Genomic DNA, 18,920 nt, shown 5'->3' with positions numbered 1-18,920 from the left:
CCTTTGCTGTCTGACATCCCATCCAACCACCGCATCCTGAAAGCCCGCCTCAGCGGGCCCCGCAGGAGGGCTCCAGAAACCACATCACCACGTGGAGGCCTCCTGCGAGGCCTCCGCTACGCCCCCGGTCCCCGAGGATGAGGGCGGGGCAGGGATCCGCGCGGCCGCCTCACACCCGCATCGGCATCAGCACGTACAGCGCCGGCGCGCCCTCGCGGTCCTGGATCAGGGTCGGCGAGCCGGGATCCGCGAGCTTGAACAGGGCGGTGTCGCCCTCGAGCTGCGCGGTGATGTCGAGGAGGTAGCGAGCGTTGAAGCCGATATCGAGGCCGGCCGCCTCGTAGTCGACGTCGAGCTCCTCGGTGGCACTGCCCGAATCCGGGTTGTTCACCGAGAGCGCGAGGCGCCCCTCGGCCAGCCCGAGCTTCACCGCGCGCCCGCGCTCCGACGAGATCGTCGAGACCCGGTCCACCGCCTTCGCGAAGGCGTCGCGCTCGACGGTCAGCCGCTTGTCGTTGTTGGCCGGGATCACCCGCTGGTAATCCGGGAAGGTGCCGTCGATCAGCTTGGAGATCAGCGTCAGGCCGCCGGCGAAGCGCAGGCGGATCTTGGCGGGCGACAGGTCGACCGCGACGGTCTCGCCGCCGTCGTCGAGGAGCTTCTGGATCTCGGCGACCGCCTTGCGGGGCACGATCACGCCCGGCATGCCGACGCTGCCCTGCGGGGCGGGGATCTCAACGCGGGCGAGCCGGTGGCCGTCCGTGGCCACCGCCCGCATCGCCGGACCGTTCTCGGTCTCCAGCGTGTGCAGGTAGATGCCGTTGAGATAGTACCGGGTCTCCTCGGTGGAGATCGCGAACTGCGTCTTCTCGATCAGCCGCTTCAGGTCGGCGGCGGCGATCTCGAACCCGTGCGGCATCTCGCCGGCGGCGAGGTCCGGGAAGTCGCCCTCCGGCAGGGCGCCCAGGGCGAAGCGCGAGCGGCCGGACCGGATCGTCATCTGGCCGGACTCGCCGCCGGTCTCCAGGGAGACCTGCGCGCCGTCGGGGAGCTTGCGCACGATGTCGTAGATCACGTGCGCCGGCACCGTGGTGGCGCCCGCGTCGGCCACGTCGGCCGGCACGCTCTCGGTCACCTCGATGTCGAGATCCGTCGCCCGCAGCTGGAGCCCCGATCCCTCCGCGCGCAGGAGCACGTTCGACAGGATCGGGATCGTGTTGCGGCGCTCGACGACCCGGTGCACGTGGCCGAGCGACCTGAGCAGGGCCGCGCGCTCGACAGTGACTCTCATCGCAATACTCAAGTGCTAGGGACGGCGCCGCGGCCGGCGACCGTCACGGAATATGGCCGTTCAGCTTGGCGAAGGGGACAGGGGAACGCAAGGCCGCCGTCGGTGCACCGCACAGCGACCTCCGCGTCCAGGTCGGAGGCCCATGTCCGAACCGGGGTATCGGCACGGGGCGGCCCGTGCGAAAGCGCCGCAACCGACCCGGATCCCGCCTCACCGTCCCGATCATGTTGCAGACCATCGACAGCGCGGGCAAGACCGCACACCCCTCGCAGGCCGCCCCGAGCGCGACCCCGAGCGCCCGCCGGATCCTCGCGGCGAGCTTCGTCGGGACGGCGATCGAGTTCTTCGACTTCTACATCTACGCCACCGCCACCGCCCTGGTGATCGGCCCGGTCTTCTTCCCCGCCGGCGCGCCCGGCGTGCAGCAGCTCAGCGCCTTCGCGACCTTCGCCATCGCGTTCATCGCGCGACCCGTCGGCGCGGCCCTGTTCGGGCATTTCGGCGACCGGGTCGGCCGCAAGGCGACCCTGGTGGCGTCCCTGCTGATCATGGGCATCTCCACGGTGCTGATCGGCTGCCTGCCGACCTACGCGTCGGTCGGCTGGTGGGCGCCGGCGGCGCTGTGCCTCCTGCGCTGCGGGCAGGGGATCGGGTTCGGAGGCGAGTGGGGCGGCGCGGCCCTGCTGGCGGTCGAGAACGCGCCGCCGGGCCGGCGCGCGTGGTACGGCATCTTCCCGCAGCTCGGGGCGCCGGTCGGCTTCGTCCTGGCCAATCTCGGCTTCCTCGCCCTCAGCTTCGGCCTGACCCCGGAGAGCTTCCAGGCCTGGGGCTGGCGCCTGCCGTTCCTGGCCTCGGCGGCGCTCGTCGGCGTCGGGCTCTACGTGCGCCTGAAGCTCACCGAGACGCCGGCCTTCAAGGCGGCGCTCAGCCAGGCGCGGCCGGAGCGCGTGCCCTTCGCCACCATGCTGACCCAGCACGGCCACGCCGTCCTGGTCGGCACGTTCGCGATGGTGGCGGTCTACGCGGTGTTCTACCTCTCCACCGTCTTCGCCCTGGGCTACGGCACCGGCACCCTCGGCTACAGCCGGCCGACCTTCCTGCTGTTCGAGTGCATCGCGGTCTGCTTCATGGCGCTCGGCACCGTCGTATCGGGAGCCGCGGCCGACCGCTTCGGCCGCCGGCCGGTGCTGCTCTCCGGCATGGCCGTGACGTTCCTGCTGGGCTTCCTGATGGGGCCGATGCTGGGCCACGCCGCCGGCACCGGCACCTGGCCGCCGGTCCTGGGCTTCCTCTGCCTCAGCCTCCTGACGATGGGCTGGGTGTTCGGGCCGATGGGCGCCGTCCTGCCCGAGCTGTTCCCGACGCGGGTGCGCTACACGGGCGCCTCGGTCACCTACAATCTCGCGGGCATCCTGGGGGCCTCGGGCGCGCCCTACATCGCGCAGCAGCTCGCGGCCTACGGCGGCATCGGCTTCGTCGGGTTCTACCTGGCGGGGGCCGCGATCCTCAGCTTCCTCGCCGTGCTGGCCATGCCGGAGACCGCTGGCCGCTGACGGGACGGTCCGCGCGCCGGCCTCAGCGGGCGGGGCGCGCCTGACCTGCCGTGCCGGCGGGCTCGAAGCGCCCGAGGAAGCGGGTCCGCTCCCACAGCTCGATCGCGTCGCGCCCGACCATCGCCCGGGCGCGGCGGCGCGCCTGCGTGTCGTCCTCGGCCGACAGGATCTCGGCCGCGCGGACGCGACCGGCCCGGTCCAGCCTGAAGGCCCTGTAAGCGCGGCTCCGATGAGCCGTTCCAGCATCCAGCGCGAGCATTGCCAAATCCTCCGGGACGGAGCGTCCCGGAAGACGGTTAACCATCGGTCAAACGCGGTTCTCGCGATCGGTGCGGCCCCGGCGCGCGCCCGCTCGGCGGCGGGCGACCGGTCTCCTCAGCTCCGCTTGTCGAGCGGGCGACCGAGCAGGCGGGCGAACTCGGCCTCGATCTCCTCCACCGAGAACGGGTTGCCGGATCCCTTCGCGTCGGGCGGCGGCGGAGCAGGCGGGGCCGGCGGCGGGGCCGGCACGGGGTCGGCCTTCGGCATCGCCGGCGGCGGCACGGGTCTGGCCGGGGGCGGAGGCGGCGGCGCGGCCACCGGCTCGTCCAGCGGGGCGGGGGCGGGCACCGGCTCGAGCGGGACGCTCGCCATCGCGGCCGCCAGCGGATCGACCCCCTCGGGCACCGGCGGGGCGGGCGGGGATTGCGGCGGCGGCGTCACGGCCGAGGACGAGCGCGACAGGGCGGCCTGGAGCTGCCGGGCCATGTCGGACAGGACCACCGGGTCGACCGACTTGCGCTCGGAGGGCACCGCGAGGCTCGGGGCCTGACGGGCGGGCTCCGGCTCGGCCGGCGCCGGCTCGGGCCTGCGCTCGGAGGCGGGGTTGGGCCGCGGCTCGATCAGCGGCGGCGCCGTCCGGCTCAGGATCCGCCGCGGCGCGACCGCCTCGCGCGGCGGGGGCGCGGACGGTTCCACCGCCGGCGGCGGCGCGGGCTCGGGCGGGGCCGGGGGCTGGGGCGCGGGCGGCGGGGTCGGCGCGGCACTCAGGGGCGCGGGGACGTCCTGACCGGGCTCGTCGCCGCCGAACAACCCGGGGTCGAGGGGCAGCGTCACGGGCGGGGCGGAGGCCGAGCGCGGCACCGGCGACGGCACCACCACCGGCATCGCGAAGCCCGGATCGAACAGCGGCTCCGCGCGCCGCCCGCCGGATTCCGGGAGACCGCGGGGCGGCTCGGGCAGGCGGCCGCCCTGGACGAGCGGGTCCGGGAGCGGTTCGTCCAGCGGCTCGGGCGCCAGCTCCGGCCGGATCGCCGCCTCCGGCAGGGGCCGCTGACCGCGCTGGATGTTGCGCTCGACCACCACGTCGTTGGGGCCGCCCACCAGGAGCAGGTGCTCGACATTGTCCCGACGCAGCAGGATCAGCTGCCGGGCCCGGTCGAGCTCGTACACGTCGACGATCCCGAGCCGCGGCTGGCGCCCCCGGCTTCCGGACCGCCCCGGCAGGGCGAGGCTCCGGCCGGTGAGCCGGCGCACCGTGAACACGATCGCCGCGAGCGCCGTGAAGATGACGGCGAAGATCACGATATACTGGACGATGGGGGAGCCGTCAGAGCCGAACACGGATTGCAGCCATCGCAAGATTACGCACTCGCACGTTCCGACCGCCGCGGGTGCGCGCCGGCACGGACTTGATCCATACCACGCCGGACGGGCCTCAAGGCAAACGACGTTAAGAGTTCGTTAACAGAAAGTTTCGCAAGCAGTTGCAGCGGCTTGCGAATTTTTTGGCGTTCCGAGGGCGTTCCTCACCAAGTCGGCTTTCGTTCTGCACGCTTGTGTTTGGCCGGCGGCGGTAGCGTCGCATGCGCCTCGATGAACGCGAGCAGCTCGGGCGTAGGGTGAAACCAGTCCCCGCGGAAATGCGAGGCTCGGAACAGCCATCGCACGAACCGGTCGATCTCTCTCGTGCCCTTCAAAATGCCCACCAGCTGCCCAAGGACGGGCGAGCCGGTCTTGAGGGAGAAGATGCGCTTCTCCAGATCGAGGGTGAACCCGATTTTGACGTGATCTCCGAGCCGCATGAAGTAGATCACGCCCTGCGTCGGGCGCACCGGGCCCTCCGGACGCCAAGCGCGCATAGTCATGGTCAGCGCCTCTGCCTTTTTGCGGCAGTCCGCGATCACAGCCTCGTCAGGGTCGGGCCCGCTGTAGAGCAGGACGGATTTTGGCCTATAGCCCTGGCGCCTCTTGACCGGGGTAGGGAGCCAGTAGGCAACCATCCCGTATTGCCGCTTGCGCCACTTCACGCCGCTCATGGCCGTTGTCCGTCAAGGATCTCTCGAGCGTCGGCCGAGCCTCGCGGCGGCGAACCGGCGGTGCGCCTCGAGGCGCTCGCGATCATAGACCTCGGCCGTGATACGGCTGTTGGTGTGGCCGGCGACCTTCGCGGCATCGTCGTTCACGGCGCCGCCCCTGCGGCCCTCGGTGATCGCTGAGGCGCGTAGATCTCGGCTCCAGAGCTCCGGCGGCAGTCCGGCCAGCTCGCGCACCCGCCGCCAGGACCTCCGGAAATCGTGATCGAGCCACGGGAGCTTCGAGCGCTCGCTCACGATCATCGGACCGGTCCGCGCCGCGTCAGGCACTCGCGCGATTTCCTCCAGGACCATCGGACACAGACTGAGGTCGATCAGGACCTCGGCCCCGCTCGATCCGCGCGTCTTCGAGGGCGTGTAGCGCAGTAGGCCGTCGTCGCCGATATGCCGCCATTCGAGGCCGGCCCACTTCCGGTCCCCGTTGACCACGGAGCAGAGCGTCGGGTCCTGGAGCGGGTACCACTGGCCGGTGACGTCCCACTGGCGGAGCGCCGTCTCGAACTGGATCGCGTAGGCGAGGGCGAGCGACGGGCGCCTGATCGCGTGCGCGGCCTTCATCGCGCGGCGCACCTGGTCGGCGGTGGCCACCAGCGTGCGGGCGCGCGGCCCGGGCAAGCGCAGCTCGCGGATGTCGTCGCGCAGAGCCCGGCACTCGCTGTGCCCGGCGACGATGCAGAAGGTGAGGGCGGCTTTCAGGATAGCAAGCCGCATGTGCCCAGCCGCCGGCCGCGCGCCGCCGGCGCTCCAGCCGGCGTGCCACCGCTTCACGTGCAGCGCGGTCAGCGTGTCGATCCGGAGATCCCCGATCTCGGCATCGAGGAGGCGCAGGTACGTGATGTAGGGGTGCCGCGTCCCCGGCTTGAGGCCGTGAAACGGCGACTCCTCATGGACCTGGTAGAGGCGCAGGACGCTGCCGATTGTGCCGTCGAAGGCGTTCCGATTGCGGCGCAGCCCGTCGAGCCACGCGAGCATGTCGTTCTGGAGGCGCTGGCAGGCGTCGACGAGTAGCTCGGGCGACGCGATCAGATGCGAGAGCGGGACCGTGCCGGAAGGATAGCCGCGGCGCAGAGCCTCCGGGGAGGGGAGCCAGTATGCCGCCCAGCCTTCGCTGCGCGGTCGGAACTTCAGACCCGGGGCCTTAATCTGCGGCCTGTCCATGTCACCTCTTCCTCGCGCCGCCCTGAGTCGGTAGGCGCACGCCCCGCAGGACCATACTGCCGATCGTAGAAGGCCCGAACGGCCGGGACGTAGCGCTTGCCGTAGAGCTTTGCCGGGGCCGGGAAGCCGCAGGCCTCCAGGCTCGCGACGCTCGCGCACCACGCGCGCTTGTCCGCCTCGTCCGGTCCGACGACGGCCTCGGCGATGTCCTTATCGGCCGCGAAAAGCGGCAGATCATCGAAGGTGAGGGCAGGGCGACCGGGCTTGGTGCGAGGCTTGGTCACGATCAGGCCCTCCACGCTCGACCGGCAGCGCGGCGCATTGCTTCCTCCTGGGGTAGATCCCGCGTCGCCGGCGGCTCCGGGTCGCCGAGGGTGAGCGTCGGCGCGGATGCCTCCACGGACTGCCCGTTCCGCGCATCAGCGACCCGCGCGCGCACGTCCGGCCAGTTGCGCCGATCGGCCCACTGCGCCCAGACGTTCTGCGCGGCGTCGTGGAAGGCCTCCGCCTCATCCCGCAGCTGCTCGGATCTGCGGAGCAGCGACTTCGCCTCGCGGGTCAGCATGCTGGCGCGTGTGTGCAGGTCGACCGCGCGCTTGGCGCTACGGGCGGCCGCGTCGCGCATGGCGTCGGCGTAGCCGGCCGCGTAGTCGTCGCTCTCCGGCTGGCGGGTCACGATCCGGGCCTCCCGAAGCGGAAGCCCTCGATCCGGGCGATCTCGTCTCGCAGCTGGGCAAGCCTCGCGGCCTGGAGCTGGCGCGCGTAGTTCTCCGCCGCCCAGCGCTGGCGGTGCCACTGGCGCCCCTCGCCGGTAAGGCAGTAGCCGAACGCGCCATAGTGGACGGTATCGCCCACGACCTTGCCCCACACCTCCAGGATCTCGCCGGCGAACAGCGGGTCGGGGGTAAGGTAGACGTGCACGAGGGGCGCGGGATCTTCGGACACTGCTTACGCCTCCGGGATCTGCGGGTGCGGGAAGGTGCGCATAGTGCCGTCGCCGGCGGCCGCGCGGAGACCGTCCGAGAGCTTGCGCGCGTCCGGGCGGTCCATGACGTACCGCACGGTCACCGGCTTGGCCTGGAGCGTGAAGGCGATCGCGAGCTCGACGCCGTCGGGCAGCGGGACCGCGTCGATCGTCCAGTCGGCGCCATCGGGCGGGACGAGGCGGATTGCGGTCATGCGGGCTCTCTCCGGTGATCGTAGCTGGCCATCAGCGCATCGAAGGCACGATCGCGGGCGCCGGCGGCGCGGCGGTACGCGCGCTCGGCAGCCTCGTGAGCCTTTCGCGCGGCCTCACGGTCAGCCTGGAGCTTCGACCACGCGCGTTTGCTCATCGTGCTCGGGTCGACCCCGCGCATGAAGGGATAGTAGGCGTCGCCGGTGGCCTCCCGGCGCTCGGCGGCGACTTTCGCGCGCCGCTCCAAGACGTCGTACCGGGCGCTCCAGAGGTCGGAGGGGCGCAGGCCGTAAACCGGTCGATCCTGGAGGAGCTGCAGCAGCTCGTCGCGGTCGAGATCAGCAAGGGCGATCGGCGGCGGAGCGGTCTTCATGCGCTCGCCCGCGAGTGACGCGTCGGATAATCGAAGACAGGCCCGTGCGAGATCACGAGCGGCATGATACGCGCCGGTTGCCCATCCGGACGCAGGACCTGGCGCCGCGCGCGGAGACGTCGGTTTCCGGCTACGTCAAACGCATCGAAGAGGATCACCTCGACGCGCTCCGGATCGTCCTGAGGGTCGCCTCGGCGCGGCTGGCCGTTGGCTTCCACCATCCAGCCTTCGGAGAAGAACACCCACCGCCGGAAGCCATCACGCTCGAACTTGAGCGCCATGGCCTTGCGCATCAGGTCCAGGTCAGCGCCGCCCATGCCGAGCGCCGCGATCGTAACGGCTCCGCCGGCCTCCTGGGCGACGAAGTGGGGCATCATCGCATCGTCAGGATCGAAGAGGACCTCCGCGTAGCCGGAGGCCTGGTCGACGAGGGACCGAAGCGTTCCCATCACGCCATCCCCAGGGCTTGGCAGTACAGCTCCAGGATCGCCTCCTGCTCCTGGCGCTCGCTGTGGTCCTGCTTGCGGATGCGCAGGATCGTCCGGACGGCCTTTGCGTCGAAGCCCCGGCCCTTCAGCTCGGCGAACACCTCCTTGATGTTGCCCATGATGCCGGCCTTCTCCTCCTCGAGGCGCTCCAGGCGCTCGATGAAGGCCTTCAGCTCGTCGGCCGCGACGCCTTCGGCGGCGGTGACGTCGCCGGCGGTGGACAGGCCCGCGGTCATGCCGGCGCCCCAGCGCTCGAACAGTCCACCTCTCCGGTCGTCCGAAGCGCGGGGTCGGCGCCGATCCGCTCCCGTGCGATCCGCGTCATCTCGGCGAAAACGACCGGCAAGAGTTCGAGAGCCTTTGCATCGTCGCCGTTGGCCAGGGTGAGCGTGAGGCTCGCCACGGCGCCGGCATTGGCGCGCAAGGTCACGGCGCTGCTGAAGGCAACATCGTCGGTCAAGTCGAGCAGCTCGCTGAAGCCGATCGTCGTCGTCTCCGTGATGTCGATCAGCATCCGCCGGCCGATGGCAGAGGTCGCATCTCGGGGCGGACGGTCGGCGCTCTTGCGCCTTGCGGCCGCAGCAGTGCTGATCGCGAGATCTTTGTACTTGGTCGAGGCCATGGCGCCCTCAGCTCCACACGATGCGGTCGAAGATCACCGCCGGGCCGGCGATGCAGGGAAGCGTTTCCGGGTCGTCGGCCGGATGGTTGCGCAGCCACGCGGCGCGATAGATCGCGGTGGCCGCCTCGTTGCGGGGCAGGCCTTCGCCATGGCCGTCCTCGTGGACGAACATTTCGGTGCGGCGCCCTTCGTGGAGTACGGCCACGTGCTCGGGCCGGCCGGTCAGGATCGGCTCCAGGACGTCGCGCAGCTCGGCGAGTCCGGGATCCCCAGCCATGTCGACGGACCGGTCCTCGCGGGTGCCGTCGGCGCGCAGGATGATGAGGGCGGTCTTCACGACGCGGCCTCGGCCGGAGCGCGCTCTGCGACCTGCGGGGGCGACCAGGTGGGCCGCTCCGCCGCCTGGCGCCGAGCGAAGGCGGCCCGGATCTCGGGGACGCGGCCGAGGGCGAGCTTCGCGGCGAGGCGTCCCGGCGGGTTGTAGCGCAGGCCGGTCGGCAGTCCCTGCATCAGCGCGCGTGCCGGATCCCGGTAGGCGTGGACCTGCGCCTCCGTGAAGCCCGCCTGGAACAGGTGGGCCATCGTGCAGGCCTCCTCGGGCCCGGTCGTCCGGTCCTGCATCACCCGCACCATGCGGATGACATGTTCGAGCGCGTCAGGCGCGCGGCGGGCGGCATGGATCATGGACGGCGACGTCATGGGCGGGCCTCCTGAGGCTGCGGGGTGGATCGACGGGGCCGGGACGACCGGGCGGACTTCGGTTTGCGGGCCTTCTTCGGTTTGGCGGCCGCGGCTTCCTGCGGGGTGGGACCGCGCCAGGTCTGCGACCACTCAGGCCCGAACAGACCGTCGTTGCCCGGCACGATCAGGCGGAGCGCGATCGCACGATCGGCGACGGCCACGCGTACCCGCCGGCCAGATGGCGCCAGCCGGAAACCGCGCGCGCCATCAGCGCTGACGGTCACCACCAGGACGGCGCCAGCGCTGAGCTCCGCGAGCAGATGCAACACGGGCTTCGCGGTGCGCTTCTTCGGCAGGACGACGATCGCCGGCTCGGTCGCGACCGGTCGGGGCGCCTCCGGCTCGCCCGCGCCGTTCCATTCGGCATCCGTGGCGGTCCACGCGCGGCGGCGGGCCTCCGCACGGACCTGCAGCTCGACCTCGGCGATCCACGCCTCGATCCGAGCAGCGACGTCGCGCCCAGTCGGGACGAGGTACGTCCAGGGCTCGACCGCAGCCTGCAGGCGCGGGAACGACTTGCGCAGCCCGACGACGAGCCAGAACTGGCGCGGCAGGCTCACGAGGAAGCCGCCGGAGATCTCCGCGACGCCGATCGGGACCGGGACGGGCTTCACGGCGAGATCTCCGGGAAGCCGTCGTACTGGCGACCGTCGAGCAGCCGACCGGCGATGCGCTTGCCGTGCCGCTCCAGCGTCAGGGCTGGCCCGAGGAGATCGTCGTCGCGCGTCGGGATGGCGAGCTTCACCAGCGGCGCGTGCGGCCGCTCCAGCGTCAGGACCTCGCCGCGGTAGGTGCGACGCGCCGACGGCTCGGCGTTGAACTCCGCGCCCGGGCCCCACTCCCCCCATTGCTTGAACAGGAACGGCACGCCGGCGCCGAGGCACTGATCCCGGACCACACGAAACCAGTCGGGATGCGCGGCAGCTGCATCGCAGCCGGACATACCGCCGGCGATCACCTGCGCGCGGCGGCCGAGCGCTAGGAAGTCCCGCGGCAGGTCGAGCGGCCCGATCGCGGGCTCGTAGGACAGGAAGATCGTGTAGCCGAGCGCGGCGAGCTCCCGCATCGCGGGCCAGCGCGTGTCGAACTCCGCTTGGCGTTCGGCTGAGAAGCCGAGCCACACGTTGATCGGACGATCGGGCCACCAGCGCGGCCCTTCCATCCAGTCGTAGGTCGGGAAGGCGGCGCCCGCCGGCGGCGCGCCCATCGTGTCGAGGAAGTCCGCGAAAAGCCGGGCCCGGCCGCTCGTGTGTGCCGCCCGCACCGCATCCGGTCCGCGCGCCATGGTGGGCCCGAGGTCCTCAGGCTCGACGTCGTGCCAGCGCCGGACGAAGTCCAGCATCACGTCCGGCCGCTTCGTGAGCAGCTGCAGGATGTGTCGGCCCTGGATGCGGTAGGCCATCATCCAGATCCGCATCGCGTAGCCGAGCGGGCGCGCCTCGTGGAACAGGTCGCTCATGTCGCCCACGAAGATCAGCGACGGCCGGCCGACGCCGAGCCGAGGGCTGGACGCGCCGCGCCATTTCAGCGGCCATGTCCAGGTCGGGTGATCGAACGGCAGGGCCGTCAGGTGCCCGTTGAAGACAGGCTTGCCCTTCACGGGCGTCGTCGTGCCGGCGTAGAGCGGGTGCCGGGCGAGGCGTGTGCCGGCGAGCTGCTGGGCGTAGCACGGCGCACAGCCGGCGCTCCGGATCGAGCAGCCGCCGATCGGGTTCCAAGTGGCATCCGTCCACTCGATAGGGCTCGGCCCACTCACGACGCCACCTCGTACAGATCCTCGGCGATCACCGGGCCGTTGAGGAAGCGGATCGCCTCGTCGAGGTCGGCGCAGCGGTGGCCATCGACCGACCAGGTCACCTGCGCCGGCGAGGTCCGGGTGCCGCGGTAGTAGTGCTTCACCAGCCGCGGGTGCCGGTCGCAGCGCCACTCGAACATGGCGCCGCCGCGAGCGAGCGTCGCGTGAGAGATCATGGTCGACGGCGAGCCGCGCAGGCTGTCCCGGCTGATGGGTTGATCAGCCATGATCGTGCCCTCCACCGTCGACGCCGGCCGTGCACAGGTCGTCGGCCGCCCAGCTGCAACCTTCCTCGCAGGCATCGTTCTGCGAGCATCCGCAGCACCGGCAGACGCCGCCGAGGCTCGCGGGAATGCGGGGTCGATCGTCCGAGGCGTCGAGCGCATCGTCCGGCAGGACCTCGTCCACCGCATGGCTGAGGGCCGCCTCCATCTCGTTGCAGGCCGTGAAGCCGACGCGCTCGTAGAGCTCGGGCAGATCTTCCGAGTCGGCCCGTTCGGCGAGCCGAAGGGCGCAGACCATCTCCAGGGCGGCGATGCCGACCTGCGCACGCGCATCCTCGCCGAGTTTCGACCACGCTTCAGCGCCGTCGAAGCGCTCGGGAGCTGGGCGCGCCAAGAGTTCGGAGATCTCCGGCATCAGCGCGGCTCCTCGGTCGGCTTCACGGTCAGGACCACGTCACAGCCGACGGCTGTCTTCAGCTGCTCGGCGAACTGTTCGATGCGGGCAGCGATCGCGCCCGGCTGACCGGGATCCGGGACCGTGATCTCGGCCGAGAGCTGCGGGATGTTCCACAGCGCCTTCGGCAGCCGGACCTCGACGCGCATGGCGCGCTCGTCGGGCGAGAGCCGCGGGGACTCGCGATTGAGGCGCACGTTGCCCGCCTGGTCGAACGTGAGCCAGAGCCCGAAGATGATCTCCGTCGGCGTGGACCGGTGGTGCTTGCCGGACGCGCTCATGCCAGGACTCCGAACAGATCCCCGGTGATCGGCTTGCCGTTCGTCGCTACAGCCGGCCGCACGCCGTGCTCGGCCAGCGCACGCAGGTCCGGGATCATCTCCAGCTCGACCTCGGCCCGGGTGTATTCCCAGCCGGGCAGGCAGGCGTGCTGGAAGCGGTCGTTGACCTGGAGGAAGCCAGGCAGGTTCGCCCAGGTGACGTGGCATTCGCCGCGGCGGGGGCTGCTGAGGGTGAGAAACACGACATCGCGCGCGCCGCGGGTCGAGGGATCGGCGATGGCGGCGGCCAGGGCGCGAGCGGCGATCGCCGCATCGGCGCGCTCCTGCATGGTCGGCGGTGGGAGCTTTGGGGCGCGGCGGGTCATGCTGCGACCTCGGCTGCCGAGGGCCGCGCGTCGGCGCGGAGCACGATGACGGGCTTGAACCGGAGGATACTGATCCGCGTCGGCACCGGCTCGCCGCGGGCCTTCATGGCCTCGATTTCGGCGTCGGAGGGCGCCGCCGGGTCGTACTGCATCACCATCCAGTACGGCTTGCCGCCAGCTCGGATGAAGGCGTGATCGAACGCGCCGTCGAGGCGCCGCCACATCTTCCCGGGGGTCGTGCCCGTCGGGTAGCTGGCGCTGTAGTCCCGCAGGTCCTCGAACTGCTGAGGGGTGAGGCGCAGGCGGGGAAGCGTCGCGACGAAGTCGCGCGGCTGGGGTACGACGCGCTCGCTCACAGCTCGTACCCCTTCAGGTCGTGGTAGGCCCGGATCATCCGGGTGAGATCGCCGGACTCGATCGCCTGCTGGCCGCGCTCGACCGCGGCCTCCATCAAGTCGGCGGCGATGAAGCCCATCTCGACCTGGCGGTACTGGCCAGCGATCTTGGTGACGCGGACCATCTCGCGGGGGAGCGCGGCGGCGAGGGTGTCGGACTGGGGGCGGTCGGTCGTCATACCGCCGCCTCCGCAGAGGCTTCGCGGTCGCCGACCAGCAGCTCCACGAAGGCGAACTTGTCGACCTTGCGGATGTCGATGTGGCCGAGATGGTCGAGAATGAACCGGCGCAGCTCGGCCGGCTCGATCGTCCAGACGTCACCGCCCTGCTGGATCCGCCGCTCCGTGCCGCGCCGGCCGGCCTTAAGGCGCCCATCGATGCAACGGGTCGTGACGAACTTCTCATCGACCCCCAGGATCCTCGCGGCGGCGTGCGCCGAGAGCGTCTCATGCGTGCGGCGGGACAGGTTCAGTCGCTTGGCCTTGACCGTGATCGAGGTCGCCGATCGGCTGAAGCCGTGCTCGCGGAAGATCCGCGATGCTTTCTTGGGGTCATGCAGCGGTACACGCCGCATGAGCGCGACCTCGGCATCCGTCCAGTTCGGCTCCTTGAGGCGCGGCATCGTCAAACCGAGCTCCGCCATCCGCCGCGAGAGCTGGTGACGGCGCACGTCCAGCTCGACCGCGAGCGCCGCCACCGCGCCGCGCCGCGTCAGCGTTGGAAAGGCGTCGCGGATCCGCGCGTCCATCTCCGGGGTGAACTCGGCCGGCTTCCGCTCGAGCGGCGCCGCCGGCGCCCTGAGGCCGAGCGCGTTCGCCTTCGCGTAGATCTTCGCCAGGGAATGCCGCGGCAGGAACGGCACACAGCCGGAAGGTCCCACGGCGCCGTAGCGCGAGCGCAAGATCGCGATCTCTTCTTCGGTCCAGTACCGCTCGTGACGCTTGCCTGGGACGTACGGTGCCGAGATCCGCGGCTCGTGGGCGCGTTCCTTCTGGAAGCTGACGGGCTTGAGGGCGTTCATCGGCCGAGCTCCCGGGCCAGCTTGCGCTCGACGCGCACCGCGCGATCGGCGCCGTCCCCGTCGAATTCCAGCGCGCCCTGCGCATCGAGTAGCGCCAAGCCGCCAGCGAGCTCCGGTTCCCCTATTTCGAGGAACGCCGCGAGCTCCGCGACGCGAGCGCCTTCCGGAGCGAGTGGCAGGAGCGCGCCCCACGCCCGGCCGGCGGCGGCGAAGCCGGGGTCCCGGATGAAGGCGCGCACGGCGCGATACCCGGGTGAGCTCGTGCCACGCGTCTCCGCGTCCATGGCGCTCGCCTCCTCAAGCGCGTCGACGTCGAGGAGGCGCGCGGCCGTCTCCGCGTCGAGGCGCGCCGGGCCGGTCAGGCGCGGCGAGGCACCTCGATGGTATGTCCGCACCGGTCCGACCCGCAGGACGCACGGCGCCCGGGAGAAGGCTGCGCCGACGGCCACGAAGTCCCCCGGCTTGAGGAGCGGCAACCGGTCCGAGGCGCGTCGGAAATCCCATCCGATCGTCTCCGCTGCCCGGCGGATGTCGAGGTCGAGCGTGCTCAGGCCGATCAGGAAGTTCTGCGCCTCGGAGACTACCGATTTGGCCAGCCGGCGGATCTGCTGTGTGGCCAAGACGCCAGCGAGCCCGCGCTTGCGGCCGCGGCTCATCAGGTCGGCGATCGCGCCGATCGAAGCGTTGCGCACGGAGGGCGGCACGTCGGAATGACCGCCGTGCGGCGCGAGCAGGTGCGCCTCGTCGATGACGACGAGCGTCGTGTGCCAGTGCTCCGGTGCGACCTCGACCAGGCCGAAGATGAGGCCGGTCGCCATCGCCATCTGTGCCTCGCGCGGCAGATCGGAGAGATCCACGACGACGGAGAGGCGATGCTCGCGCAGGCGGCGCGCCAGCCGGGTCATCGCCGCGGCGTCGAAGCGATGCGCCTCGATCTTGAGGTGACCGAACGCGGCCGGGACGCCGGCGAACTCACCCTCAACGTCGATGATGACCTGCTGCACCCGCTCGGCGGTCTGCTCGACAAGGCGCCGCAGCGTCCACGACTTGCCGGCCCCGGACATGCCCTGGACCAGGAGCCGCCCCTCGAGGAGCTTCTGCAGGTCGACGCCGACGGCGCCGCCCGCGTCCGCCTCGCCGATGACGACGTCGTTGAGGCGCGGCGGAAGGGGAGCCGGGCGGCTCGGCATTGTCCTAGCAGCCGCCGGCGGAGCGGCAGCAACGGCGCCGGTGTGGGCGGCCTCTTCGGCCAAAAGCGCCAGGACCTCGTCGTTGACACGATCGTCGATGCGCAGGCTCATCCGATGCGCCTCCCCGTATCGCGGGCCTCGGCCCGGGCGTTGTCGTTGGCGGCTGCTTCCGCCGCGGCTTTCCGCGCCGCGCGCCTCCGCAGGCGCTCGTCCAGCACCGGGATCAGGATGATCGCGACGACGATCGACAGGACGAGGAGGCCCATAGCGATGGCGAGCGGGGCGGAGCGGCCGGTCATCGTCCGGCCTCCTCCAGCAACACGGCCGCACGCTCAGACAGGTCCGGGCGGAAGTGCGCGAGGCGCAGCTGCAGCGGATCGCGACCGCCGTCGGGCCCGGGGCCGGACAGCGTGTGCAGCGGCTCGTCGAGGATCGCGGCCAGAAGGTCAGCGAGGCGTTCCAGGAGCGGGGCGGTCGCGTTGGCGACGATGCGCGGGGTCGCGTCAGCAGGATCCGCGCTCTCTCTGAGGCTGGCGAGCAGCTCGGGCGGAACGGGCGCGGATACGCCGGCGTCGAGTGCCGCGATCCGGCAGACCTCGGCCAGCCGTACATCGAGGCCGATCTGCCGATCACCGGCCGTCGCGCCCCACCAGGCGAGCTCGCCCGTCTTGTTGTCGGTCCAAGGGGCAATCGTGCAGACGACGGCACCCCCGACCACAAGCTCGATCACCGACTCGTCGGCGGCGATCCGCCAGGAGCCGGTGCGGGCGGCTGAGGCGACGAGCTGCAGGCCCGGCTTCATCGCGCTGCGTCCTGGGCGAGCCGGATCCGCGCCGGCAGCGGGATCTCGGCGCGACGCAGCTTCGCGGCGTAGGCGGCGGTGCCCTGCGGGTAGAGGCGGCGCTGCTGGGCGCCAGCGTACTGGTTCGCGCGGGCCACGGCCTTGTGGCAGGGCAGATCGCGCACCCACCTCCAGACCGTGGGCTTGCTCACGTCGAGTGCGGCCACGATCGCCGCTTCGGTGGCGCCGGCCGTGCGCATTGCCCGCGCCTTGTCGCGCAGGGCCGCGTAGCTCTCGCCGGAAACCGGGTGGTGCAGGCGCTCGCGCGAAGGCCAGGCCATCAGCGTGGCTCACCCGTCGCGGTCGCTGCGGGCGCCGACGACAGATCGACGATCGCCTCTGCGGTGTTCGCCAGGGCGACGCGCTGGCTGCGCGGCATGCGGAAGAAGGCGGCGGCGACGCGGGCGCCCTCGGGATCGAGGAGCAGCGCAGCGACATGCAGGCTGGGGCTCTGCTCGGCAGCCGTCGGCTCGCGACGCGGGGCGCTGAAGTGCTCGACGGGCACGTGGAGCATCGCGGCGATCTGGGTGAGATACGCGGCGGAGCGGGGTGCAGCGGCGCTCATCAGGCATGTCCCCGGGTCTGCGGCTGGACATCGCCCTGTTCTTCGATCGCGGGGTTGCGGTTTTCGATCCCCCGTCGAACACGTTCCGCCAACTTGAACAGCATGGCGCGGGCGAATTTCTTTGCCTCTTCTTGCTCGCCGGCCGTCAGCGAAAGGCTGTGACTGACGATGACGTTCGCGATCGCGTTCTCCAGGCGCGACTGGATGTCTTCGAAGGACACTTCCAAGTCCATCAGGTCTGCGCACGGCAGCAGCGCAGCTTCCATGAGGTCGAGGCAGAGGCGCCGCTCGATTTCGTCGACGGCCCCGTTCGTGGGAATGCGCTCGGACGCCGCCCGAGCCGCGGCCAGGGTACGCGTCAGGCAGTCGCGCTGCGGCGTGAGGCTCGTCATCGGATGCACCATGGCTGAGAGGAGACAGCGGTCGGAGCCGGCTCGGCGTAGACGAGCCCGTCAGGCGAGCAGTCCTGGATCGGGAGCTGCCCCTCGAACTTCACGCGCACGCCCCGGCAACCGGGAACGGGCTGCTGGATGCGGCCGCGGCGGCCGGTGGCGAGCTCGACGACCCACAGGCCGATGGCGCAGGGCGCGCCGGGGTGGGTCTGTTTGACCAGGTCGTAAGCCATCACAGACGCTCCGAAGCCGTGGCGGCCGGCGGGGCGGTGATGTCGAGGCGGCGCTTCCGTCCGGACATGCGGGCCAGCAGGTAGCTGATCTCCTGCAGCGTCTCCGGGCCGAGCCCAGCCTTGCCGGAGTCGAGCAGCCGGTTGGCCTCGCGCAGGAGCGCCAACAGCATCACGTCGGCCTCGCCGAAAGGGTGATGCGGGCTCCGGCACGGGATGACCGCCACGGAGGGGCCGATCTCCGGATCCGGAGCTCCGAAGGCCTTCACGACGGCGTCGCACTCGCCGCGCGGGAGGGCGACGGTGGCCAGCATCGTCTGACCAGGCGCGCGCGGGTCGAGATGGGCCAGCACGCCGAGGAAGGCGGTCGGGCGGCTCACGACAGGATCGCCCAGGCGTAGGCGCCGAAGGCGGCGAGCACGGCGATCGCCACGACGTCGCGGGCGTGGCCGAGCGCCTGGATCCAGGGTCGGTCGGAGGCCGCCAGCTCGACGTAGGTCGGGACGAGGGCCATCGCCTCGGAGAGGTGCGCCTCGACGTCTTCGGCCAGGAACTCGGCCTTGAGCGCCGCGGCGGCCAGCGCCGGGCTGATGCGGGTGACGGGGTCGAGGCGGGCGAGCCGGCGCGCCATCGGGATCGTGGTCGGGATAAGGGTACGCTGGATCACTGGCCGGGCTCCTCTGTGTGGCGGTCCGCGTAGGCGCGGCCGGTGGCTCCGAGAGAGGCGCGCTCCTCGGGGGTGAGCGGTGTCGGCACCCCGTTGCGGCCCCAGCCGAACACGGTGCGGAACGGGACGACGGAGAGCGCGTGACGCTCCAGGCCGTTGGCCCAGTCGGCGATCGCCGTGGCCGGCGTGCCGGGGAGGCGCGCGTAGGTGCTGGTGGTAACCGTGCCGTCGCGGGCGACGTCGATCAGCACGACCGCCTGCGCGTCGAGGTCGAGGCCGACGGCGGCCGCGCAGTTGATCCGGAGCTTGCTGCGGTCAGTGGGACGCTCGGTCAGGTCGGGCACGGCCGCCGCGGCCGCATCGAGCGCCGCCCGGGCATCCTCCACCACCTCGTCGAAGAGCTTGGTGGGCAGGATGTCGAGGACGTTGACGATGGCGGTCGCGCCATGGCCGCGGGCGGCGCGGTTGTTGGCGATCGCGGCAGCGGCCTCGCGTAGGCGGGCCGGGAGCAGATGCGCGGCGTTGCTCACGAGATCACTCCCACGGGCACGGGGTCGTAGGCGGGCAACTCTGCGTGGTGGACGAGCGTGAGGCCGGAGGCGGTGCGGGCGAGGACGGCGCCGGAGGCGTGGAGGTCGAGGGCCGTGACACGGCGCCGGAAGGCGCGGGCGGCGGGATGATCCGGGTGCAACAGGCTCAGGCCGCCCGGCAGGCGATCGAGCCAGTCGATCACTCGGACCGTC

At 71.5% G+C, this 18,920-nt stretch carries 36 protein-coding genes; 1 reads left to right on the top strand and 35 read right to left on the bottom strand.

Translation table 11 applies throughout. The features are described from left to right. Positions 1-169: 169 nt before the first annotated feature. Positions 170-1,291 (bottom strand): DNA polymerase III subunit beta, encoded by a 1,122-nt coding sequence (dnaN, locus tag J3A75_RS16680; RefSeq protein WP_012319207.1) that lies wholly within the window; start codon positions 1,289-1,291, stop codon positions 170-172. Between the two features lie 224 nt (positions 1,292-1,515). On the opposite strand from dnaN, the gene J3A75_RS16675 reads away from it, so the two are divergent. After that, the gene (locus J3A75_RS16675) at positions 1,516-2,844 is read left to right on the top strand and encodes an MFS transporter (RefSeq protein ID WP_012319206.1); all 1,329 of its coding nucleotides are present in this window, start codon (positions 1,516-1,518) and stop codon (positions 2,842-2,844) included. A 22-nt stretch (positions 2,845-2,866) separates the two neighbouring features. On the opposite strand, the gene J3A75_RS16670 is transcribed toward J3A75_RS16675, so the two are convergent. The 34 genes from J3A75_RS16670 to J3A75_RS16505 form a co-directional block, all read right to left on the bottom strand. Then, a complete protein-coding gene (locus J3A75_RS16670; RefSeq protein ID WP_012319205.1) occupies positions 2,867-3,103 on the bottom strand; it encodes a hypothetical protein in 237 nt (78 codons plus the stop codon). Positions 3,104-3,219: 116 nt separating this feature from the next. Beyond that, a complete protein-coding gene (locus J3A75_RS16665) occupies positions 3,220-4,446 on the bottom strand; it encodes a hypothetical protein (RefSeq protein WP_312892571.1) in 1,227 nt (408 codons plus the stop codon). Between the two features lie 185 nt (positions 4,447-4,631). Next, positions 4,632-5,141, bottom strand: a complete 510-nt coding sequence (locus J3A75_RS16660) for a hypothetical protein (RefSeq protein WP_209650518.1) — start codon at positions 5,139-5,141, stop codon at positions 4,632-4,634. 12 nt (positions 5,142-5,153) lie between these two features. Continuing rightward, positions 5,154-6,356, bottom strand: coding sequence for an integrase (locus J3A75_RS16655; RefSeq protein ID WP_209650517.1), 1,203 nt, complete (start codon positions 6,354-6,356; stop codon positions 5,154-5,156). Then, a complete protein-coding gene (locus J3A75_RS16650; protein WP_209650516.1) occupies positions 6,323-6,655 on the bottom strand; it encodes a hypothetical protein in 333 nt (110 codons plus the stop codon). The genes J3A75_RS16655 and J3A75_RS16650 overlap by 34 nt, the downstream gene beginning before the upstream one ends. Further along, on the bottom strand, positions 6,643-7,032 hold the full coding sequence (locus J3A75_RS16645) for a hypothetical protein (protein WP_209650515.1): 390 nt from the start codon (positions 7,030-7,032) through the stop codon (positions 6,643-6,645). The genes J3A75_RS16650 and J3A75_RS16645 overlap by 13 nt, the downstream gene beginning before the upstream one ends. Next, on the bottom strand, positions 7,029-7,301 hold the full coding sequence (locus J3A75_RS16640; RefSeq protein ID WP_209650514.1) for a hypothetical protein: 273 nt from the start codon (positions 7,299-7,301) through the stop codon (positions 7,029-7,031). Before J3A75_RS16640 ends, J3A75_RS16645 begins: the two co-directional genes overlap by 4 nt. A 3-nt stretch (positions 7,302-7,304) precedes the next feature. Next, on the bottom strand, positions 7,305-7,535 hold the full coding sequence (locus J3A75_RS16635) for a hypothetical protein (RefSeq protein ID WP_209650513.1): 231 nt from the start codon (positions 7,533-7,535) through the stop codon (positions 7,305-7,307). After that, positions 7,532-7,906, bottom strand: coding sequence for a hypothetical protein (locus tag J3A75_RS16630; RefSeq protein WP_209650512.1), 375 nt, complete (start codon positions 7,904-7,906; stop codon positions 7,532-7,534). Before J3A75_RS16630 ends, J3A75_RS16635 begins: the two co-directional genes overlap by 4 nt. Next, on the bottom strand, positions 7,903-8,355 hold the full coding sequence (locus J3A75_RS16625; RefSeq protein WP_209650511.1) for a hypothetical protein: 453 nt from the start codon (positions 8,353-8,355) through the stop codon (positions 7,903-7,905). The genes J3A75_RS16630 and J3A75_RS16625 overlap by 4 nt, the downstream gene beginning before the upstream one ends. Next, complete coding sequence (locus tag J3A75_RS16620) at positions 8,355-8,630, bottom strand: DUF2312 domain-containing protein (RefSeq protein WP_209650510.1); 276 nt, start codon at positions 8,628-8,630, stop codon at positions 8,355-8,357. The genes J3A75_RS16625 and J3A75_RS16620 overlap by 1 nt, the downstream gene beginning before the upstream one ends. Next, positions 8,627-9,016 (bottom strand): hypothetical protein, encoded by a 390-nt coding sequence (locus tag J3A75_RS16615; protein ID WP_209650509.1) that lies wholly within the window; start codon positions 9,014-9,016, stop codon positions 8,627-8,629. Before J3A75_RS16615 ends, J3A75_RS16620 begins: the two co-directional genes overlap by 4 nt. Before the next feature lie 7 nt (positions 9,017-9,023). Then, positions 9,024-9,353 carry a hypothetical protein gene (locus tag J3A75_RS16610; RefSeq protein ID WP_209650508.1) on the bottom strand — a complete coding sequence of 110 codons (330 nt, stop codon included), beginning with the start codon at positions 9,351-9,353 and terminating at the stop codon, positions 9,024-9,026. Then, on the bottom strand, positions 9,350-9,715 hold the full coding sequence (locus tag J3A75_RS16605) for a hypothetical protein (RefSeq protein ID WP_209650507.1): 366 nt from the start codon (positions 9,713-9,715) through the stop codon (positions 9,350-9,352). The genes J3A75_RS16610 and J3A75_RS16605 overlap by 4 nt, the downstream gene beginning before the upstream one ends. Continuing rightward, positions 9,712-10,371 (bottom strand): hypothetical protein, encoded by a 660-nt coding sequence (locus tag J3A75_RS16600; RefSeq protein ID WP_209650506.1) that lies wholly within the window; start codon positions 10,369-10,371, stop codon positions 9,712-9,714. The genes J3A75_RS16605 and J3A75_RS16600 overlap by 4 nt, the downstream gene beginning before the upstream one ends. Further along, positions 10,368-11,513 (bottom strand): DUF5131 family protein, encoded by a 1,146-nt coding sequence (locus J3A75_RS16595; RefSeq protein WP_209650505.1) that lies wholly within the window; start codon positions 11,511-11,513, stop codon positions 10,368-10,370. Before J3A75_RS16595 ends, J3A75_RS16600 begins: the two co-directional genes overlap by 4 nt. Beyond that, entirely contained in the window at positions 11,510-11,779 is a 270-nt protein-coding gene (locus J3A75_RS16590; protein ID WP_209650504.1) for a hypothetical protein, read from the bottom strand. The genes J3A75_RS16595 and J3A75_RS16590 overlap by 4 nt, the downstream gene beginning before the upstream one ends. Next, on the bottom strand, positions 11,772-12,191 hold the full coding sequence (locus J3A75_RS16585) for a hypothetical protein (RefSeq protein WP_209650503.1): 420 nt from the start codon (positions 12,189-12,191) through the stop codon (positions 11,772-11,774). The genes J3A75_RS16590 and J3A75_RS16585 overlap by 8 nt, the downstream gene beginning before the upstream one ends. Then, on the bottom strand, positions 12,191-12,511 hold the full coding sequence (locus tag J3A75_RS16580; protein ID WP_209650502.1) for a hypothetical protein: 321 nt from the start codon (positions 12,509-12,511) through the stop codon (positions 12,191-12,193). Before J3A75_RS16580 ends, J3A75_RS16585 begins: the two co-directional genes overlap by 1 nt. Further along, positions 12,508-12,876 carry a hypothetical protein gene (locus tag J3A75_RS16575; RefSeq protein ID WP_209650501.1) on the bottom strand — a complete coding sequence of 123 codons (369 nt, stop codon included), beginning with the start codon at positions 12,874-12,876 and terminating at the stop codon, positions 12,508-12,510. Before J3A75_RS16575 ends, J3A75_RS16580 begins: the two co-directional genes overlap by 4 nt. Then, on the bottom strand, positions 12,873-13,232 hold the full coding sequence (locus tag J3A75_RS16570) for a hypothetical protein (RefSeq protein WP_209650500.1): 360 nt from the start codon (positions 13,230-13,232) through the stop codon (positions 12,873-12,875). Before J3A75_RS16570 ends, J3A75_RS16575 begins: the two co-directional genes overlap by 4 nt. Further along, entirely contained in the window at positions 13,229-13,450 is a 222-nt protein-coding gene (locus J3A75_RS16565) for a hypothetical protein (protein ID WP_209650499.1), read from the bottom strand. The genes J3A75_RS16570 and J3A75_RS16565 overlap by 4 nt, the downstream gene beginning before the upstream one ends. Continuing rightward, the gene (locus J3A75_RS16560) at positions 13,447-14,292 is read right to left on the bottom strand and encodes a hypothetical protein (RefSeq protein WP_209650498.1); all 846 of its coding nucleotides are present in this window, start codon (positions 14,290-14,292) and stop codon (positions 13,447-13,449) included. The genes J3A75_RS16565 and J3A75_RS16560 overlap by 4 nt, the downstream gene beginning before the upstream one ends. Beyond that, the gene (locus tag J3A75_RS16555; RefSeq protein ID WP_209650497.1) at positions 14,289-15,593 is read right to left on the bottom strand and encodes an ATP-binding protein; all 1,305 of its coding nucleotides are present in this window, start codon (positions 15,591-15,593) and stop codon (positions 14,289-14,291) included. The genes J3A75_RS16560 and J3A75_RS16555 overlap by 4 nt, the downstream gene beginning before the upstream one ends. After that, entirely contained in the window at positions 15,590-15,781 is a 192-nt protein-coding gene (locus J3A75_RS16550) for a hypothetical protein (RefSeq protein WP_209650496.1), read from the bottom strand. The genes J3A75_RS16555 and J3A75_RS16550 overlap by 4 nt, the downstream gene beginning before the upstream one ends. Next, entirely contained in the window at positions 15,778-16,284 is a 507-nt protein-coding gene (locus tag J3A75_RS16545) for a CerR family C-terminal domain-containing protein (protein ID WP_209650495.1), read from the bottom strand. Before J3A75_RS16545 ends, J3A75_RS16550 begins: the two co-directional genes overlap by 4 nt. Next, complete coding sequence (locus J3A75_RS16540) at positions 16,281-16,604, bottom strand: helix-turn-helix domain-containing protein (protein WP_209650494.1); 324 nt, start codon at positions 16,602-16,604, stop codon at positions 16,281-16,283. Before J3A75_RS16540 ends, J3A75_RS16545 begins: the two co-directional genes overlap by 4 nt. After that, a complete protein-coding gene (locus J3A75_RS16535; protein WP_209650493.1) occupies positions 16,604-16,888 on the bottom strand; it encodes a hypothetical protein in 285 nt (94 codons plus the stop codon). The genes J3A75_RS16540 and J3A75_RS16535 overlap by 1 nt, the downstream gene beginning before the upstream one ends. Further along, positions 16,888-17,280: a hypothetical protein gene (locus J3A75_RS16530; RefSeq protein ID WP_209650492.1), complete on the bottom strand. Its 393-nt coding sequence runs from the start codon at positions 17,278-17,280 to the stop codon at positions 16,888-16,890. Before J3A75_RS16530 ends, J3A75_RS16535 begins: the two co-directional genes overlap by 1 nt. Further along, a complete protein-coding gene (locus tag J3A75_RS16525; protein WP_209650491.1) occupies positions 17,277-17,513 on the bottom strand; it encodes a hypothetical protein in 237 nt (78 codons plus the stop codon). The genes J3A75_RS16530 and J3A75_RS16525 overlap by 4 nt, the downstream gene beginning before the upstream one ends. Beyond that, a complete protein-coding gene (locus J3A75_RS16520; protein ID WP_209650490.1) occupies positions 17,513-17,890 on the bottom strand; it encodes a hypothetical protein in 378 nt (125 codons plus the stop codon). Before J3A75_RS16520 ends, J3A75_RS16525 begins: the two co-directional genes overlap by 1 nt. Next, positions 17,887-18,177 (bottom strand): hypothetical protein, encoded by a 291-nt coding sequence (locus J3A75_RS16515; RefSeq protein ID WP_209650489.1) that lies wholly within the window; start codon positions 18,175-18,177, stop codon positions 17,887-17,889. The genes J3A75_RS16520 and J3A75_RS16515 overlap by 4 nt, the downstream gene beginning before the upstream one ends. Then, positions 18,174-18,707: a hypothetical protein gene (locus J3A75_RS16510; RefSeq protein WP_209650488.1), complete on the bottom strand. Its 534-nt coding sequence runs from the start codon at positions 18,705-18,707 to the stop codon at positions 18,174-18,176. Before J3A75_RS16510 ends, J3A75_RS16515 begins: the two co-directional genes overlap by 4 nt. Continuing rightward, entirely contained in the window at positions 18,704-18,910 is a 207-nt protein-coding gene (locus J3A75_RS16505; protein WP_209650487.1) for a hypothetical protein, read from the bottom strand. Before J3A75_RS16505 ends, J3A75_RS16510 begins: the two co-directional genes overlap by 4 nt. Positions 18,911-18,920 lie beyond the last annotated feature (10 nt).

Origin of the sequence: Methylobacterium sp. PvP105, assembly GCF_017876975.1 — a bacterium.
In the GTDB taxonomy this organism is placed as follows: Bacteria; Pseudomonadota; Alphaproteobacteria; order Rhizobiales; family Beijerinckiaceae; genus Methylobacterium; species Methylobacterium radiotolerans.
This window is presented reverse-complemented; position numbering and strand designations above follow the sequence as displayed.